Below are 15,862 nucleotides of genomic sequence, written 5' to 3'. Positions count from 1 at the left end.
TTTCTTCCAACATACCGAATACAGGAAATACCCATGACCAGTGGTCTGACGAAATATATCCGACACAAGAGAAAGCTGCACGACGCACGAAAGGGACAGCCTGCAGGCACCGGCCAGCTTTCCGCCCGCGTTGTTGCCGAAGGACGCAGCGGTATCCGTCGTCTTTTCATTCGTGATTTTCAGATTATTACCGATGGATCGCCCGCTGGCGGTGGCTTTGATCTTGGTCCGGCCCCAGGTGAATTGCTGATCGGTGCTGTTGCTGGTTGCCTCAATCATGGCTTTCTTATTCAGGCGTCACTGCTTGATATCGAGATTGATGCGCTGGAAGTTGTCGCCGAAGCCGTCAGCAAACCGGGACAAATCGGAACAGGCTCAACCGAGCCCGTTGACCTGGAACTTCGCTACACCGCGAAAATCCAGTCTCCCGCATCTGATGCTGAGCTGGAAGACCTGCGCCAGCGCGTTGAACTCAACAGCTTTGTTTATAATGTCGTTACCCGCGGCGCTTCGATTGCAGGACGTCTGGAAAGGATCACCGCATGACCATTCGAGTTATCGAGACAGATAAGGCAACTTCCGGCGGTCTGCGTTTCGCGACACGGGCGACCCCTGAGCCGGGTTATGGGGAAGTGCTTATCGATGTTACACACACCTCGCTGAACTTCGGTGAAACCCGGCGTGGCGCGCGCGGTCTTGAGGCTGATGGTACGGTTCTAGGATGGGATGCGTCTGGTGTGATTGTAGCCGTTGGCCCACAAACCAAAGCGCCTCCCATCGGAACATTGGTTGTCACACGCGCCCCACTCGGTGCCTGGGCTGAAAAGCGCATTGCACATGTTGAGGATATCGCGGTCATTCCGGAGGGTGTCGGTCCGGCGGAAGCTGCGACGCTTCCGACGGCAGCCGTCACAGCGCTGGCCACCTTGCAGCTTGGTGGGCCTGTTCTCGGCAAAACAGTTCTGATCACCGGTGCTTCTGGCGGCGTAGGCCGCTTTGCAATTCAGCTTGCACGGCTGGGTGGTGCGCGCGTTATCGCCTCTGTTGGGTCAGAAGGCAGTGCAGCGGGTCTGACAGAACTTGGTGCGGACCTTGTTGCGACCAGCCTTGATGATGTGAAGGAAGGCATCGATCTGGTGATCGATAATGTCGGCGGGCCGCAGCTCGTGCAGTCCTTCAAGCTTCTGAACCGTCATGGCAATGTGCAGAGCCTCGGCTGGGCTTCAGGCGAAGACGCAGTGTTTGGTCAGCTCGGCACGGTTGGTCCGGTTGGGCGTCACATTCATGGCTTCCTGATTTCCGAGTATCGGGTGGGCTCTTATCTCACGGCACTGCTGCGATGGCTGGCTGAGGGCAAGCTCAGGACAGAAGTGAAATGGCGCGGTGACTGGAACCAGTTTGATCAGGCTGTCGCGGCTCTTCTTGACAGGCGTCTGCATGGTAAGGCCGTTCTGGATGTGAAACCATGAATGCACATGCGCAATCCTTCCGGCATACGCAATGGTTTGATCCGCCAATCGAGGCGGACATCCGGGCGCGTGTCGAGCAGGTGAAAACTGAGCTTGCACCGCACGTGGTAGAGCGGGACCGTAAAGGTTCCGCCCCCGTTGAGGAAGCAGCACTTCTGCGCCACTCTGGCTTAGCAGCACTCACGATTGATGATGGTCTGGCACTGTTTCATAACACTAGAAGCCGCCGGGAAGCGATAGGTGCGCGCTGGCAACATGCGCTTTTTGCAATCCGTGAGATATCACGTATCGACTTATCGAGTGCAGCACTTCTCGGCTATAACTACATGCATCTGTTGCGGATAGAGATCGCCGGACGTGGGCCGGTGTTCTCAAACGCTGTGACCAATTCGTTGCAGACGCCTACACTTTGGGGCGGTGCCAACAATCCGGGCGGTCCTGCCGCAGACCTAACGCGAGTTGATGGCGGATATATTGCGAATGGCAGGAAAAGCTTCGCAACCGCCGCACAAACAGCTGACCGTCTGGTCGTCGGCGAAAGCTATCGCGCGCCCGATGGCCATGAGAAGCGTTTGACGTTCGTTCTCGATGCGTCGACGCCGGGCATTGTCCATGCTGATGACTGGGATGGCATTGGTGCGCGTCGCTCGGCATCAGGCAGTCTGGTATTTGAAAATGTATTTATTCCAGATAACGCGATTTTCAGCACATCGGCAGCCGATCCAACAAAGCGCCCCCTCAATGAATCGATAGGCTCGCTGGCCTTTCAGATCATGTTCGTCAATTTTCTCAATGGGACGGCGTTGGGGGCAATTGATACGGCATTGTCGCAATTGCACTTGCGCAAAAACGGCCAGAACGCATCTGTGCCGGACTATATTGCAGACAGTATTGGCAATGCTATCACCACGGCCAACGCATCTTTTGCGCTTTCAACTGTCGCCAATAGAGCGTTTGGCGAACTGATTGCAGACATTGATGAGAACCGTCTGACACCGGAACGCCGCGGAGAGATTGCGGATCTCATCTCTCAGGCTAAGGTTGCTTCGGACGCAGCAGCGCTCTCAGTAACATCGCGCATTTTTGAAGCTGTTGGCGCGCGTTCCGCGACTTTGAAGCAGGGACTGGATCGCTATTGGCGTGATGCCCGCATCTACACGCTGCACGATCCGGTGGCTGTAAAAATACAGGAAATTGGCAGATATGCCGTTGATCTTGAGTTGGCGACGCCTTCGGCGAACAGTTGATTTTGTCACCACTTATCTCATAAGTATCGTCCAGCTTTCAAAGCTGGACGGGCCTGTCAAGCAAAGAGCGAACTGATGGACATAACTGACGCAAAATCCAAGCATCCGAAAGAACGCCGGAAAAAGGGAAGCTGGCGCTTTCTGTTCCGCTCGGACAGTGTTGCGCTCAATCTTGTTGCGACCGTCGCTGCTTCAAAAGACAGGGCCAATGGTATTGACCGTTTTTCAGAGCCTTCACTGCTGGACAGATGGCTTTGTGAAGCGGAGTTACCACCGCTTGCAGGTTCTGTGACGCAGGAAGAACTGGCAAAAACAAAGGCATTGCGCGAGGCAATATTCCGGCTGGCTGATAACCGTATCAATCAAAGCGAGATATTGGTGTCAGATATTGCTCTGATCAACGCTCATGCCCGTTCAGGTATGCCGGTTTTGCGTATTGCCTGTGATGGCTGTAGTACCGAGCTGCCCGATGCGGCCGAAATGAATGAAATTCTTGGCCTGATCGCGCGTGATGCAATCGACATTTTTACCGGACCATATCGAACGCGCATCAAGCAATGCGCTTCACCACGCTGTCATGTGATGTTCGTGGATAAATCACGGGCAGGGAACCGGATTTGGTGTGCCATGTCTCCCTGCGGCGACCAAGCAAGCGCTCGCGCGTATCGACGACGCCGACAGCAGTCGCTCTCTCGATCCCATTCCTAAAAGCTCTTCAATGACACTTAGCCTTATTGCTGCCACTCAACATTCAGGCAAATTATTGACTCTTAACAACGTACTGCCCTTTAGGTGTTCACGGTAGTCCTTGCAAGACGAGAACTTTCACGAGTGTCAAGCACCGGTAAGACAGATGGGGATGGCTGCTTTGCGCCCTCGATTTAGGCGGTTTAAGTTAGTCAACCGGCCTCCTGGAAACCAATGGTCTGTTGCACTTACTACCATAGGGAATTTAGTTGACTTCCTCTCCATCCGCATAACCGGAGTTCGTCTCGGTTGCGAATAGATTGCAAGCCATGAACTCCACAAATACACGAATTTTAGGCGATAAATAGCGGTTCGTCGGCCAAAGAACACGAAAGACACCCGCCTCTGCGATAAATTTATCGAGTATCGAAACCAGCTTACCTTCTGATATCTGTTGGTTCACCGCGAAATGTGGCAAGCAAGTTAGGCCAAAGCCGTTCTCAGCAAGATGGATGAGCGGTTCAAGGGTACTGGCCACCGTTGTCGTAGGCAGGGCAACACGAATATCCCTGCCATCTCTGACCAGCGGCCATGGTTCAAGTTTGCCCGAGTTCGCATATCGGTGATGCATACAGCGATGACGCAGCAGATCTTCAGGAATCTGCGGCGCACCTGTTCGTTTTAGGTAATCGGGCGATGCGACTATTCGATGTTTGAAGGATCCAAGCTTTCGGCTCATCAGTCGTGTATCACGCACTTCACCCGTGCGGACAACAGCATCAAATCCCTCTTCAATCACGTCAACCAGGCGATCGGTAAAATCCAATTCCAGATTGATAGCGGGATAGGCTTGCATAAATGCTGCTATGGTTGGCATCAACAGCATTCCCGTCAACGGAAAGCTTACGCGCAATAGGCCGCCCGGCGTGGTGTGAGATCTTGAAAGCTCTGCCTCTGCTGCTTCGAGTTCGGACAGTATGCGGCGGCAAGTATCTAGAAAGAAGCTTCCTTCTTCCGTCAGCGTCATGCTGCGTGTTGAGCGATGAAAGAGACTCACTCCGACCTCTTGCTCAAGACGCGCTACTGCTTTGCCCACAGCTGAGCTGGAGAGCCCCATTCGTTGAGAGGCCGCAACAAAGCTTCCACCTTCAGCTGCTTGAACGAATACCTTGAGCGTACCCAGCTTATCCATACCAATCTCCATTAGGGAATTAAATTCCGCTCTTATTGGAATACAGGACCATTTATCACTTATATCAAAATCAATATCCAGTGTGGCTCGGCGCTCAATGCCGATTTCACATAAGGAATACATAATGGATACGAAATCTCCCGCCGGATTTGTCATCTCGCCGGTGCCAACCACCTTTATCGTAAACGTCATTCATGCCTTTCCAGGCAAGCAGGATGAAGCATTTCAAATTATTCAGGACGTGGTTCATTACGTTGCAGAAAGAAAACAGGGATTCCTCTGGAGCACTCTGGCCAAGAGCACGGACGGATTGACTGTGGTCAACATTGAAGCGATCCAAGGTGCGGACAACGTGGAGGAGTTTTTCTCTGATCCGGATTTCGTTGAAAAATTTCGTAAACTGGAAACTGTTTCAACGAGTGAGTTCCACACCTACAGTGTCGGGGATCTGGTTCTGCCCAAACTCGGGCAGATAGGCTGAGCAGAATGTCCAGTTCGATTTCAGAAAACCGCAAAGTAAGTGAAGAGCCTGACAACACCAGATTGCCTATGGCTCCTTTACTTGCCCTCGCTATGGCAAGTTTCATTACAATTTTGACAGAGGCCCTGCCAGCGGGACTTCTCCCACAAATGAGCATGGGGCTAGGTGTTAGCCCCTCCGCTATCGGTCAACTCATCACGGCATATGCTGTAGGTTCGCTGATGGCAGCAATTCCACTTACTGCTGTCACCCAACATTTTCCCCGCAAGCCGCTTCTTCTTTGTGCTATTGCAGGTTTTGCGGTTGTAAATACCATAACAGCGACGACGGGAAGCTTCTATATCATGCTTTTGGCGCGCTTCGTTGCTGGTGTTTGCGCCGGCTTGCTTTGGGCAATGATCGCCGGATATGCGGCACGTATGGTCACGGATCAACTCAAGGGGCGTGCGATCGCGGTTGCGATGGTCGGTACACCGCTGGCATTATCGCTTGGTATTCCTGCAGGAACCCTGATGGGATCGGCCATTGGCTGGCGAAGTACATTTTCAGCAATGACCGCTCTCACCATAGCTTTGATCGGCTGGATGTGGGCCAAGGTGCCCGATTATTCGGGCACTACGATCAGTGGTCGGGCTTCCATTCGAGGTACGTTAGCTATCAGTGGAATCAAATCCATTTTGACAGTGACCCTGCTTTTCGTCTTGGCGCACAATATACTCTATACTTATATCGCTCCGCTTGTTGTTCCTGCAGGGTTAGCCGGGAAACTCGATTTCGTTCTGCTGGTGTTCGGAGTAACTGCAATCGCGGGGATTTGTATTGTCGGATATCTGGTCGGACGATGGTTGCGAGAACTTGTGTTGGCAAGCATTGTGCTTTTCGGAGCCGCCGCGTTAATGCTCGGCATATGGGGCGATCTACCGGAACTGTTCTGGTTAGCAACCGGCATGTGGGGATTGGCTTTCGGTGGTGCCGCCACACTGTTTCAGACGACAGCTGCGACCACCTCCGGACAGGCCTCGGATGTAGCACAGTCTATGATCGTCACAGCTTGGAACTTGGCGATTGCGGGCGGCGGCACAATCGGTGGCTTATTGCTCGAACACTCGGATATCAGCTGGCTCGCTTGGTCGGTTTTGGTATTATTGTTGCTCGCCTATGTCATCGCCTTCCTGGCAAAAGACCGGGGATTTCCGTCAAGCCAATCAACTTTGTGATGTTCGGTTGTGGCCGCCTGCAGTCGTAGGCAGAACGAGTGGCAATGCTGGATCGGCTTTGGCGGCCCTTCTCATCAACCGACCCAAACCGGCAAACACAAATCCTGATGTCGAGGGATCAAAAAGAAACTCGTGAACCGCATTAGCATAATGGCACCCTCTGTTAATCTCTCATGTCTAAACCTAATATAAGACAAAATATTGCTTCGTATTTTCAAGGTCATAAACAACTGGCTGATTGAGGAACCATCTTGCGTTTGCCATCTAAAAGGGTCTTGAAACGGACGGCGGTCGTGTCAGTTATAGCTGCCATCATTTCGGTCTCGTTCTCTACTGGCATTCGTGTTGTCATGGGTGTTCATTCCGACACCATCACCATAGTTGTCAGATTGACATTACCTTTGCTAATTGCCGTTCCAATCTGCTTAATATGGTTCAGTAAGCTTGATCAGCTTGAGGTCGCCTATCGCGCGCTTGTAAAACAAGCCAATGAGCTTGCACGAACGGCGAGCAGTGACCCTTTAACGGGCACACTCAATAGACGCAGCTTTATTGAGCAATTCGACCACGCCATGGAACTAGGCGTGCGGGGATGGTTTCTGATTGCAGACATTGATTATCTGAAAACGATCAATGACAATTATGGTCATCTTGTCGGTGATGATGCTGTTATCTCCACGGCCGACGCATTGGTGCTGGTTTTACCAAAAGACAGTTTGATTGCGCGCATCGGCGGTGATGAATTTTGCGCATTCGTACCCTCAGTTACACGGGAAGAAATGCAGACACTCGCCAAACAAGTTAGCGATAAGGCAGGAAGTAAATTTAGAGATTCTGTTAAAAATGACGTTACCGTTCTGTCGGTTTCTGTTGGCAAAATAGCTTGTAGATCAAAACAGACGTTCAAGGATGTTATGAGTCAGGCTGACGAAAAACTTTATCGGAAAAAACGAATGCGTACCTTGAGCTAGCGAGCCGATGAGATTTACCGACCAACGCCAAATACTCCCGAACTGATCGACCCGGAAGCCCTCAGCCTGCCTATGGAAAGGACCGATCAGCACGTATGGGAGTCCAAAATGTGATATCACGATCTTTCGTGAGAAGCGTCGGCAGTGCATCATGCCACACCTCCCGATAGGCGCGCTGTAACTGCACATTCACAGCATCGTCAAAATCTTCCCACGTCTCATGGAGCAAAAAGCGGTTTTCAGACTCTGGATCACGATGCAAGAACGCCTCGTGAAACGTGGGCTCATCGCGCTTCGTTCGGATGTATCAGCCCGTCACCTCGGTTTTGTCGAAACAAGTCGGGCGTCTCCAGGCCGTGCACTTGTACTCTGCCTAGCACATGAACTCGACGTTCCACTTCGCGAAGGTAACGTATTGCTTGTCGCGGCTGGTCTGGTACCAATGTTTGGCGAAACGTCTATCGAATTGACGCTCGAGGCACACAAACCGTTCCCGGCGTTCGCCATTAACCGGCATTAGAACATGGTTCTTTCAAACGCCCGCAGTGCCCGAACTCTGTGAAGGTGTCGGTGCCAAGCTTCTGGAAATGCCTATCAACGTCATATGTCTAACGTTTCACCCGGTAGGTCTTGGGCAACGCATCTCTAATCTCATGCTCGTCAGAAAAAGTCAGTTAATTGTCGCTTGGCTGTCCGGTAATCAGCGGTGTTGGCGGACAGCGCCCGACGAAGATGAACACTACGAGTTCATAATTATGATACCAATGAACATCAATGAACTTGCCCGGGAATTGGCGGTAAAAACGAGCTTTTGACAGAGTTGCGATGGCCAAACGCAATCTCGATTGTGACAGGTTTCATGTCGGTTCGGCTTTTACCAGCCACGCTCTTATTCGCAGTCAAATGTTCATCTGCATGGTATTGACATACGATACGTATGTGAATTAGACATACGTATCGTATATTAAGTCATGCGCACCCTGTGAAGGAGCGCCATGCATAGGAGGTAGTTCCAGATGACCAAACCAGCTCCCGTCTTCCCCGCTGATCGGCACGCCCTTTACGAGGCACATGGATATTCTGCAGCCATCCGCTCGGGCGATCTGCTTTTCGTCTCCGGTCAGGTCGGCAGTCGCAGTGACGGCAGCCCCGAGCCCGACTATTCAGCCCAGGTCCGGCGCGCCTTCGCGAATCTGGAAGCAGTCCTTGCAGCGGGCGGGTGCGGCGTTGCAGATATCATTGACGTGACCAGTTTCCATACAGATCCAGAAGCTCAGTTTGCGGACTTTATGGCCGTAAAGAACGAGGTTTTCCCAGCGGCACCCTATCCCAACTGGACAGCAATCGGTGTAAACTGGCTTGCTGGTTTCGACGTGGAGATCAAGGTCATCGCCCGTATCCCGCAGCAGGGTTGAACCTACCCCACCCTTGTTGCGCATATTCGACCGCCAGTACGCAGCCATCCATAACCGTCGAGGTTATCATTGGGTGACGGTGGAGTTTACGACGTGTTTGGGTGATACCATTGAGGTGGCATCTGATCTGGCTGCACTGTCATAGCCTCTCACAGCACGGCTGGGTTAGTCACAACAATAAAAAGGGCCGTGTTCGAGAGCTCCAATGTGGAGTTCTTCGTCGCTCATGTGGATATAACGCTCATCAATCAACCCGATACGTTTGAAGAACCAGCCCACGACACATCGGAGAATCTGAACCCATTCGACGCTTTAGGAGAACCCTTATGAGCCTTGCGTGGAGGTGGCGTGGAATTTATCACGTTAGCAGGCATGGTTTTGTGATGGATACCAATCGTCTTGTGACGATCGCACAATGTCAAACTTCAACACACTACGGCAGTCACGACCGCCGTAAATACAGTCGCCATACAGATATATAAGCAAAGGTAAGACACCGGCTGACAGCACTCACATTTGCCGTATGAACAGCTGCCAGCCTCCTTCTCCACTTCTATCACGGGCCTTTGCTGCGATGAACGCAGGCAGAATGATCGTTACACCAATGACCCAAGTAAGTCGCATTTCAGTCCGGTAACTTTCAACCTTTGATGGCGGACATTCGGGGCTACGCTTTCCAGTCGGACGACGGAATGGTATTGACCATCCATGGAATGCCGAACCTGTCCACCAGAGACCCAAAGCCGGGCGACCAGAAGGTTTCACCGAACGGCATGACCGTTTTACCACCTTCGGACAGCTGATTGAACCAGCGCTGACCCTCGGCCTTGTCGTCGGTGTGCAAGGTGACGTCGAAGCCGTTTTTGGGCTTGTCGATATTTCGTGCCCACTGAACGTCCATATCTGCGCCCATCAGGGCCTGGTCACCAACCTCTAGCCAACAGTGCATCAGCCAGGTTTTGTACTTCTCATCTGTGATCGGCATGTCAGGAGGCCCGTCGCCGTAGGGCATCGCAGCGGTAATCTTTCCGCCCAAGACCCTGGCATAGAATTCGAATGCTTGACGGCATTGGCCCTGAAAGCTCAAGCTTGTCACGATCTTCATGGTGGTCTCTCTCCCATTGGAATTTGATGTGTCAGGCGAGATGAATGCCGGTCTTCCCGCCCACTAGAGATTGCACATTTGCCCGGTATGCTTGCCCGGGGAGTGTCGGAAATGGCTGTATCGTCAAAACGATTGCCACATTTTCCAACAATCCTCAGTTCAGCGGCCAACGACTGAAATTGAGGCCTTTATATTGATTGATATCAATGTAATTTCGCCCAAATGTCAACCTTGCTGGTCCACTCTCCTGCCAATTCTGGCTTCGAAACGTCTATTCTGAAGCGTGATGCCTGCCGGGATTACCTCCGTCCAGTCCTCTGCGCTCATTTCGCTTCGCTGGCCACCGCCCCCTGAACTTCGGCCATGTGTCGTCACTGCTGCCAATAGTACCATACCGGGTAAAATCATGCCTGCCAGACCAATTATCTTGGCCACTGCCCCGTTCGTGATGATCTCCGGTACAGCGAATTTTAGTGTGCACGGGAGTCGCGAGTGCCTTGAATCCTAATTCCTAAGTGCTTGCTGCCCTCTCATTTAGGCTGACCGTTTATAGGGATGATATTATCAACCGCTATGTGTCATGCGTTGATAGCCTTCTCAATAAAGTTGATAAAGTTTCATTAGGACTCACATCAGACTGGATGCAGTCGATACCATCAGTCCGTAAAGTGGACTTGCGGGCACTGCTTGGGCTGTAGCCGAAATGCTGGGTGAAGGCCCGGGTGAAGTTCGCAGCTGTCTCAAAGCCAAGCCACTGGGCAATATCGGAAACTTTTCGGTTCTCAGAGAGATCAGCAAGCATTTCATGCGCGGCAAGCAATCGCTTCTGGCGAATATAGTTGAGTACTCCTCCGGAACTTTCAAATAATTGATAGAGGTGGGTACGAGAAATTGCGAGTTCTTTGCTCAGAACATCGGGATTCAAATCACGAGACATGAGGTTCTTCTGGATAAAGCGTCTCGCCTTGGTCATCAGGCCCATCGAAGCGACGTGCTCACTCGCATTACCGTCTCTCACCAATGGAGCAATAGCATCGAATACGATCTGCCTTATTGCATCCCGCAATTCGGGTAAGTCCTCACTTGTTATCTGACTTAGCCCCATCTGAAGACTGGAGATGAAATCGATCAGAAGATTGGCCCGATAGCCTCTAAGTGAGGCATTGTTGCTGGCCTCGGGCATTCCCCCGAGTCCTGCAAACTGGTCGACGGGAATAATCAGCATCACCGCTTCTGTCGCGAGCGCCCGGCCACGAAATGGATAGCCAAGTGAACGGATGTTGATCATGCCTGGCTCGTTTTCGGCAACGCGTCCATCCACTGCCGTCCAAGTGCGCCCGCTACGCAAAAAAGCTGATATGCCAGTGATCGATCGGGCTGAAACGAACCTGCTCTGGCGTACGCTCATAGCTGAACGGTGGCGCGTTTTGCTCTATAAGCAACATACCATGAAGATCCCAGACTTTCTGCAATACAAGAAAGCCATCACGCGCATCAACGCCATCGGGCATACGCACATCATAAAGAGCCGCGATATGTTTTTTTCCATGCAGAAAACTGCTCTGTGGCTCCCATGGTATTAGTGGAAAATATCAGTGGGGCCAGAATATTAGTGCTGCGACTACTTTCGCCGAGCGGCGTAAGTTGTTCTCGCGCAGATTGGCGACGCTCAACAAATTCAGACTTAAGATCGCGCGCAGCCTTGTCGCTTGGGGTCGTCATGGCAACTCCTCAAACCAACTCACAGGTCCAAGGTACGCGGAACGCCACCCAAGCCCCTGGCGAGATATTAGCACTTGAGCAAGTAAAATCCAAGCAACTGGAACACTACAGCCTATTCGTTGGTTAATCCGTGCAGTTGATCATGGCATCCATCGACGCCGCTATCTCATAAGTGTCGAAAATACTGCACTTACGGTGATAGCGGCGAGTATGGCCAGCGTTCAACGAGGTTTCCGCCACCTAAAGAAACTTCGGAAGAGGTGCTGGAATACATTTGATGAAATGACTTGACTGTGTCGGATTTGATGAAAATTGTCATGAATATCCGGCCGGAGTTTTAACTCGTATCCGATAGAAAGCACGGTAATAACAATCGGAGGCAATCGTATGAACAATGTATTTGCATATACTGTGCGCCGCGAAAGCTTGAAATGGGCTGCCGCTATTGTCGTTGGACTGTCCGCTTCATTATGCCTGACGGCAGGCGCCGAAGCCAAGGATGCCCGCAAGCAGAAAAGCGAAACGGTTTCCGTTTACCTCGTCAAGTACAACGTGAATAGCCAGGCACGATACAACAAGCCTGCATCGGCCAAGGTCATCAGGGTTTCCGCCACGCAATATACGGCCGGTACGCCCTATGTGTGCACGCCGAGCGGCTTCGGGCAGAAATCCCGCTGCTTCATCCGTGACTAGAGTGCACATCCCGAAAACTCTTGCACATTTTTCGGGATGCGCTCCATGGCACACCGGCTCGCAAGAACTCCATACAGATCAGCGAGCCGGCATGCTTGCCTGGCGATTATCTTGTCTGGCGATTATCTCGCCTTGGCTTTCATGATCGCCAGTCCCTTGCTAACACGGTCACCTCGCAATAGCTTGGCGGCCTCATCGGTCGGGCGTGGCGGATTGTTGCGGAAAACATACCAGCTTCCACCCAGTGAGCGCTTCTGATAGATGACGCCATCTTTTTCGCGATGGAGGAAGCAGGTCGTATCGCTGCCGCCGCTCATCTTGTTGACCCAATAGGCCTGCAGGCAAAGCTTGCCGCGATTGGTCACGTACCAGCGCCCCTGCCCGTAAGACCACGCCCTGCCTTTCTGCGACCAGGCGATGAAACGATGTCTGTCGGCAGAGAAATAGCCGCCGCCATCCTTCCATTTCCATGATTTACCGGAATAGAGCGCCTCAAGCGCGTCGGCTGATAGCGGTGCAGCCGCCGCAGCCTTGATGGCGATCGGGTCCTCGGTTTTCTGTTTCGGCGCCGCATCGGCAGCGCCTGCCAAAAGAAGTACGGACAGCGCCGCACCTACGGTTCTCAAACGGATCGAAAACATTGTCGTATTCCTGTTCAGACGTTGGAGCATTTCCAGCAAAAGTGCGAAGCGGTTATGCGTGAGGTAAATGCGACATCAATCAAGCGGATGGTTCGCAACCCGCCAGTCAGGCCGCCCGACACCCCGTGGCCACGGATAGACTTCGCGGTCGTTGAAGTAGACGGTCGCAGTCAGTTCCGGAAATTCGGGCTGCGGCTTGTTGGTTTCCTGTGCCCAGGCCCGGACATAGGCGTCGCTCCCTTCATAACCGAGCTCAGCGATAACAATCGGCTTCTTGAAGCCTACCACCCGGTCGTATCCCGGTTTTGTCCGTTCAACGAATGTGGACGCATGTCCCAGTTCCAGCATATCGTAAGGCTCATAGCCGAACACCGACAGGCCGATCACATCGACATAGCCATCGCCCGGATAGTAGGCCTCAAGCCCCGCATCTCCCTTCGGCGACCACATATATTTGGCGTTCGGCAATGACTTGCGGCAGACATTGACCGCATGCTGATAGGCGCGGACATAACCCTGTGCCGACCAGTAGGACCAGGTGAACTGGCCCGTCTTGTCGTCCATTTCCTGCGCCCACCGAATAGTCACAGGGCTCTTCAGCTTCGAAGCAGCGGAGCAGACGGCGGCCATGTTTGTATCGTAATGCCCCCGCACTATCCCGCTCAGGAGATCATCCGGTGCAACGCGCCAGTCGCGAGCCCACGACCAGGGTTCGACGGTGATCAGCAATTCGCGGCCCCGTTCCTGCGCATAGGCATCAGCGGTTGACAGGCTCGTTAGGTCCACATCTTCCCACGGAAGGAACAGATGTTCGATGCGGGAATTGGGATCGTTGGTGAAATCCCCGTGCGGATCATAGGCCCCGAACGTGATGGATTGCGGTGTTATCACCGGGCGTTTGTCGTGAAACATGTTGCGGGTGTCGACATTGGCACCCGAAACACCACTCGCCGCGTAAACAGCGGTTGAAAGCAGCCCACCGCAAAGAATGGCCGTTGCTATTTTATATGAGGTTTTCATCGCCGCCTCCTTTATTGTACGGGCGATTGGGCAACGGGCAGCACCAGATTCAGCGCTTCCGTTTTTGGCGTTATTGTTTCGATGGAGAGGAGCTTGCGCGCCTCATCATCCTTGTTTCCGCCAGCATGGCGGAAGACGTACCAGACACCGTCCGGCTCGCGTTTCTGATAAATCGTCCCATCGGCGATACGGTGGGAGAAGCAGGTCTTGTTCGGGAAGACGCCCTGAGCCAGATGCCATTTCGCATCGAAGCACATCTGGCCCGACCAGGTGATCCGCCAGCGGCCTTCGGCCCATGCCTTGCCCTTCTCGCCAGCGACACGGGCGGTGAAACGGCGGTTCTGGCTTTCCATCCGGCCAGCACCGTCGGCCCACTGCCAGTTCTTGTCACGATAGAGTAGGTATATCTCGGCAGGCGTCATCACACGGGCGCCGTCGGGCAAACCATCTGTCGGAACCGTTGCCGCTCCAGCCGGTCCGCTTAGCCCCGCAAACAGGACAACCAGCGGCAGAACACATCTGCTCCGATCAGTGTTCCGACCAGATCGGCACCGTTGGTCTTCAAACATCACATGTTTCATTTGAACCTCCCACGACCTTCAGGTTGCGCGCACCCGCCAAGGGTTCTTGCGATTGACGGATGCGCGCGTGCGGCAGAACGTTTGTTGGTCTTGTTTCCTGCCGCTGTTGAACGGGACGGCCGATTGTCGAAATCCGGAAGTCCAGATTCCCGGCAATCGCCGGTGAAAAGACATTGCGCAGATCGACGAGTACAGCGTCCCGCATGAGCTGTTTCATCCGAACAAGATCAAGCTTGCGGACACTGTCCCATTCGGTCACGACCACCGCCGCATCGGCAGTGCTCAGGCACTCGTAAGGATCGTCGTAAAACTCGACGTCGCTGAGAAGACGGCGCGCATTCTCCATTCCGGCCGGATCGTAGGCCCGGATGCTGGCACCGAAGCGCTGCAAGGTTTCGATGAGCGGGATGGATGGTGCGTCGCGCATATCATCCGTATCGGGTTTGAACGTCAGGCCGAGGACAGCAATCGTCCGGCCTTCGACACTGCCGCCGAGCGCATCCAGAACCTTCAGCGCCATGCGACGCTTGCGCGCTTCATTGACGGTGACCGTTTCCTCGACCAGTCGCAGGGCAACCCCGTAATCCTGGGCAGTGCGCAACAGCGCAATCGTATCCTTTGGAAAACACGAGCCACCATAACCCGGTCCCGCATTGAGAAAACTGGTGCCGATACGCTTGTCCAACCCCATGCCGAGCGCCAGCTCGGTGACATCGCTGCCGACTTCCTCACACAGATCCGCCAGTTCGTTGATGAAGGTGATCTTGGTGGCGAGAAAGGCGTTGGCCGCATATTTGATCAGTTCCGACGTCCGGCGCTGCGTGATCACGATTGGCGTCTTTGCGGCCTCAAGCGGTGGAGCGTAAAGGGCGACGAGCACGGAACGTGCACGTTCATCTTCCACACCGATGACCACGCGATCAGGCTCGAGGAAATCGCGGATCGCGACACCCTCGCGCAGAAACTCCGGATTGGACGCAACGGAGAATGTGCCGGGTCGGCGAACCGAGCCGATGATCTTCTGCACCACATCGCCTGTGCCGACCGGAACGGTGGACTTGACCACGACGACGCTATGATCGTCGATCAGCGGCGCAAGCTCGCGAGCAGCCATATAGACGAAGGACAGATCGGCATCGCCGTGCCCTGCCCGTGCCGGTGTGCCGACGGCGATGAAGACAAGCTCCGCACCCTTGACGGCTTCCGCCAGATTGGTGGTGAATCTCAGCCGGCCAAAGGCAAAATTGCGTTCCACCAGTTCGTCCAGCCCCGGCTCGTAGATCGGCACGATGCCGCGCTCCAGCCGGACAATCTTCTGGGCATCCTTGTCGACGCAGACGACCTCGTGTCCCCATGCCGCGAAACACGTGCCACTGACCAATCCGACATATCCCGTTCCGATGACAGCGATCTTCATAATC

General features: G+C 53.5%; 20 protein-coding genes. 10 read left to right on the top strand and 10 right to left on the bottom strand.

Going from position 1 to position 15,862, the window contains the following annotated elements:
* Nucleotides 1-33: 33 nt before the first annotated feature.
* The 4 genes from C9380_RS22580 to C9380_RS22565 all read left to right on the top strand — a co-directional run bounded on the left by C9380_RS22580 (nt 34) and on the right by C9380_RS22565 (nt 3,424).
* A complete protein-coding gene (locus tag C9380_RS22580; RefSeq protein WP_128094752.1) occupies nt 34-546 on the top strand; it encodes an OsmC family protein in 513 nt (170 codons plus the stop codon).
* A complete protein-coding gene (locus C9380_RS22575; protein ID WP_128094751.1) occupies nt 543-1,469 on the top strand; it encodes a zinc-binding dehydrogenase in 927 nt (308 codons plus the stop codon). The genes C9380_RS22580 and C9380_RS22575 overlap by 4 nt, the downstream gene beginning before the upstream one ends.
* Nucleotides 1,466-2,716, top strand: a complete 1,251-nt coding sequence (locus tag C9380_RS22570) for an acyl-CoA dehydrogenase family protein (RefSeq protein WP_128094750.1) — start codon at nt 1,466-1,468, stop codon at nt 2,714-2,716. Before C9380_RS22575 ends, C9380_RS22570 begins: the two co-directional genes overlap by 4 nt.
* Before the next feature lie 75 nt (nt 2,717-2,791).
* On the top strand, nt 2,792-3,424 hold the full coding sequence (locus C9380_RS22565) for a CGNR zinc finger domain-containing protein (RefSeq protein ID WP_105535045.1): 633 nt from the start codon (nt 2,792-2,794) through the stop codon (nt 3,422-3,424).
* A gap of 244 nt (nt 3,425-3,668) precedes the next feature.
* Here the strand turns inward: C9380_RS22565 and C9380_RS22560 are convergent, their stop codons facing one another.
* On the bottom strand, nt 3,669-4,595 hold the full coding sequence (locus tag C9380_RS22560) for a LysR family transcriptional regulator (RefSeq protein WP_100557914.1): 927 nt from the start codon (nt 4,593-4,595) through the stop codon (nt 3,669-3,671).
* 124 nt (nt 4,596-4,719) lie between these two features.
* Between C9380_RS22560 and C9380_RS22555 the strand changes: the two genes are divergently transcribed.
* The 3 genes from C9380_RS22555 (at nt 4,720) to C9380_RS22545 (ending at nt 7,264) form a co-directional block, all read left to right on the top strand.
* Entirely contained in the window at nt 4,720-5,076 is a 357-nt protein-coding gene (locus C9380_RS22555) for an antibiotic biosynthesis monooxygenase (protein ID WP_100557915.1), read from the top strand.
* A 5-nt stretch (nt 5,077-5,081) separates the two neighbouring features.
* Complete coding sequence (locus tag C9380_RS22550) at nt 5,082-6,293, top strand: MFS transporter (protein WP_247877693.1); 1,212 nt, start codon at nt 5,082-5,084, stop codon at nt 6,291-6,293.
* 251 nt (nt 6,294-6,544) lie between these two features.
* A complete protein-coding gene (locus C9380_RS22545) occupies nt 6,545-7,264 on the top strand; it encodes a GGDEF domain-containing protein (protein WP_105535042.1) in 720 nt (239 codons plus the stop codon).
* A gap of 70 nt (nt 7,265-7,334) precedes the next feature.
* Here the strand turns inward: C9380_RS22545 and C9380_RS22540 are convergent, their stop codons facing one another.
* A complete protein-coding gene (locus C9380_RS22540) occupies nt 7,335-7,526 on the bottom strand; it encodes a putative quinol monooxygenase (protein WP_345772267.1) in 192 nt (63 codons plus the stop codon).
* A 9-nt stretch (nt 7,527-7,535) separates the two neighbouring features.
* On the opposite strand from C9380_RS22540, the gene C9380_RS22535 reads away from it, so the two are divergent.
* Both C9380_RS22535 and C9380_RS22530 read left to right on the top strand, forming a co-directional pair.
* The gene (locus C9380_RS22535) at nt 7,536-7,784 is read left to right on the top strand and encodes a hypothetical protein (protein WP_151081358.1); all 249 of its coding nucleotides are present in this window, start codon (nt 7,536-7,538) and stop codon (nt 7,782-7,784) included.
* A gap of 496 nt (nt 7,785-8,280) precedes the next feature.
* Nucleotides 8,281-8,679, top strand: a complete 399-nt coding sequence (locus tag C9380_RS22530) for a RidA family protein (protein ID WP_128094749.1) — start codon at nt 8,281-8,283, stop codon at nt 8,677-8,679.
* A 667-nt stretch (nt 8,680-9,346) separates the two neighbouring features.
* On the opposite strand, the gene C9380_RS22525 is transcribed toward C9380_RS22530, so the two are convergent.
* The 4 genes from C9380_RS22525 to C9380_RS27755 all read right to left on the bottom strand — a co-directional run bounded on the left by C9380_RS22525 (nt 9,347) and on the right by C9380_RS27755 (nt 11,506).
* Entirely contained in the window at nt 9,347-9,784 is a 438-nt protein-coding gene (locus C9380_RS22525) for a VOC family protein (RefSeq protein WP_128094748.1), read from the bottom strand.
* Nucleotides 9,785-10,355: 571 nt separating this feature from the next.
* Nucleotides 10,356-11,072 (bottom strand): helix-turn-helix transcriptional regulator, encoded by a 717-nt coding sequence (locus tag C9380_RS27765; RefSeq protein WP_252869831.1) that lies wholly within the window; start codon nt 11,070-11,072, stop codon nt 10,356-10,358.
* A 52-nt stretch (nt 11,073-11,124) separates the two neighbouring features.
* Nucleotides 11,125-11,295 (bottom strand): hypothetical protein, encoded by a 171-nt coding sequence (locus C9380_RS27760; protein ID WP_252869830.1) that lies wholly within the window; start codon nt 11,293-11,295, stop codon nt 11,125-11,127.
* A 7-nt stretch (nt 11,296-11,302) separates the two neighbouring features.
* Nucleotides 11,303-11,506: a hypothetical protein gene (locus C9380_RS27755; protein WP_252869829.1), complete on the bottom strand. Its 204-nt coding sequence runs from the start codon at nt 11,504-11,506 to the stop codon at nt 11,303-11,305.
* A gap of 387 nt (nt 11,507-11,893) precedes the next feature.
* Here C9380_RS27755 and C9380_RS22515 point away from each other — a divergent pair, with 387 nt between their 5' ends.
* A complete protein-coding gene (locus C9380_RS22515; protein WP_128094747.1) occupies nt 11,894-12,199 on the top strand; it encodes a hypothetical protein in 306 nt (101 codons plus the stop codon).
* 122 nt (nt 12,200-12,321) lie between these two features.
* Here the strand turns inward: C9380_RS22515 and C9380_RS22510 are convergent, their stop codons facing one another.
* The 4 genes from C9380_RS22510 to C9380_RS22495 all read right to left on the bottom strand — a co-directional run bounded on the left by C9380_RS22510 (nt 12,322) and on the right by C9380_RS22495 (nt 15,858).
* Nucleotides 12,322-12,840 (bottom strand): DUF995 domain-containing protein, encoded by a 519-nt coding sequence (locus C9380_RS22510; protein ID WP_128094746.1) that lies wholly within the window; start codon nt 12,838-12,840, stop codon nt 12,322-12,324.
* Between the two features lie 75 nt (nt 12,841-12,915).
* The gene (locus C9380_RS22505; protein ID WP_105535035.1) at nt 12,916-13,860 is read right to left on the bottom strand and encodes a glycoside hydrolase family 26 protein; all 945 of its coding nucleotides are present in this window, start codon (nt 13,858-13,860) and stop codon (nt 12,916-12,918) included.
* Nucleotides 13,861-13,871: 11 nt separating this feature from the next.
* Nucleotides 13,872-14,441: a DUF995 domain-containing protein gene (locus C9380_RS22500; protein ID WP_128094745.1), complete on the bottom strand. Its 570-nt coding sequence runs from the start codon at nt 14,439-14,441 to the stop codon at nt 13,872-13,874.
* Nucleotides 14,422-15,858, bottom strand: coding sequence for a UDP-glucose dehydrogenase family protein (locus tag C9380_RS22495; RefSeq protein ID WP_128094744.1), 1,437 nt, complete (start codon nt 15,856-15,858; stop codon nt 14,422-14,424). The genes C9380_RS22500 and C9380_RS22495 overlap by 20 nt, the downstream gene beginning before the upstream one ends.
* Between the last annotated feature and the right edge of the window lie 4 nt (nt 15,859-15,862).

Origin of the sequence: Brucella pituitosa (assembly GCF_003049685.1) — a bacterium.
In the GTDB taxonomy this organism is placed as follows: domain Bacteria; phylum Pseudomonadota; class Alphaproteobacteria; order Rhizobiales; family Rhizobiaceae; genus Brucella; species Brucella pituitosa.
Note: the sequence above shows the minus strand (reverse complement) of the source record. Positions and strands in the feature narration are given on the sequence as shown.

Excerpts from the sequence above, each read along its gene's own strand:
- C9380_RS22580 (WP_128094752.1), top strand. The coding sequence starts at position 34 with ATGACCAGTGGTCTGACGAAATATATCCGACACAAGAGAAAGCTGCAC.
- C9380_RS22575 (WP_128094751.1), top strand. The coding sequence starts at position 543 with ATGACCATTCGAGTTATCGAGACAGATAAGGCAACTTCCGGCGGTCTG.
- C9380_RS22570 (WP_128094750.1), top strand. The coding sequence starts at position 1,466 with ATGAATGCACATGCGCAATCCTTCCGGCATACGCAATGGTTTGATCCG.
- C9380_RS22565 (WP_105535045.1), top strand. The coding sequence starts at position 2,792 with ATGGACATAACTGACGCAAAATCCAAGCATCCGAAAGAACGCCGGAAA.
- C9380_RS22560 (WP_100557914.1), bottom strand. The coding sequence starts at position 4,595 with ATGGATAAGCTGGGTACGCTCAAGGTATTCGTTCAAGCAGCTGAAGGT.
- C9380_RS22555 (WP_100557915.1), top strand. The coding sequence starts at position 4,720 with ATGGATACGAAATCTCCCGCCGGATTTGTCATCTCGCCGGTGCCAACC.
- C9380_RS22550 (WP_247877693.1), top strand. The coding sequence starts at position 5,082 with ATGTCCAGTTCGATTTCAGAAAACCGCAAAGTAAGTGAAGAGCCTGAC.
- C9380_RS22530 (WP_128094749.1), top strand. The coding sequence starts at position 8,281 with ATGACCAAACCAGCTCCCGTCTTCCCCGCTGATCGGCACGCCCTTTAC.
- C9380_RS22525 (WP_128094748.1), bottom strand. The coding sequence starts at position 9,784 with ATGAAGATCGTGACAAGCTTGAGCTTTCAGGGCCAATGCCGTCAAGCA.
- C9380_RS27765 (WP_252869831.1), bottom strand. The coding sequence starts at position 11,072 with ATGATCAACATCCGTTCACTTGGCTATCCATTTCGTGGCCGGGCGCTC.
- C9380_RS27760 (WP_252869830.1), bottom strand. The coding sequence starts at position 11,295 with ATGCCCGATGGCGTTGATGCGCGTGATGGCTTTCTTGTATTGCAGAAA.
- C9380_RS27755 (WP_252869829.1), bottom strand. The coding sequence starts at position 11,506 with ATGACGACCCCAAGCGACAAGGCTGCGCGCGATCTTAAGTCTGAATTT.
- C9380_RS22515 (WP_128094747.1), top strand. The coding sequence starts at position 11,894 with ATGAACAATGTATTTGCATATACTGTGCGCCGCGAAAGCTTGAAATGG.
- C9380_RS22510 (WP_128094746.1), bottom strand. The coding sequence starts at position 12,840 with ATGTTTTCGATCCGTTTGAGAACCGTAGGTGCGGCGCTGTCCGTACTT.
- C9380_RS22505 (WP_105535035.1), bottom strand. The coding sequence starts at position 13,860 with ATGAAAACCTCATATAAAATAGCAACGGCCATTCTTTGCGGTGGGCTG.
- C9380_RS22500 (WP_128094745.1), bottom strand. The coding sequence starts at position 14,441 with ATGAAACATGTGATGTTTGAAGACCAACGGTGCCGATCTGGTCGGAAC.
- C9380_RS22495 (WP_128094744.1), bottom strand. The coding sequence starts at position 15,858 with ATGAAGATCGCTGTCATCGGAACGGGATATGTCGGATTGGTCAGTGGC.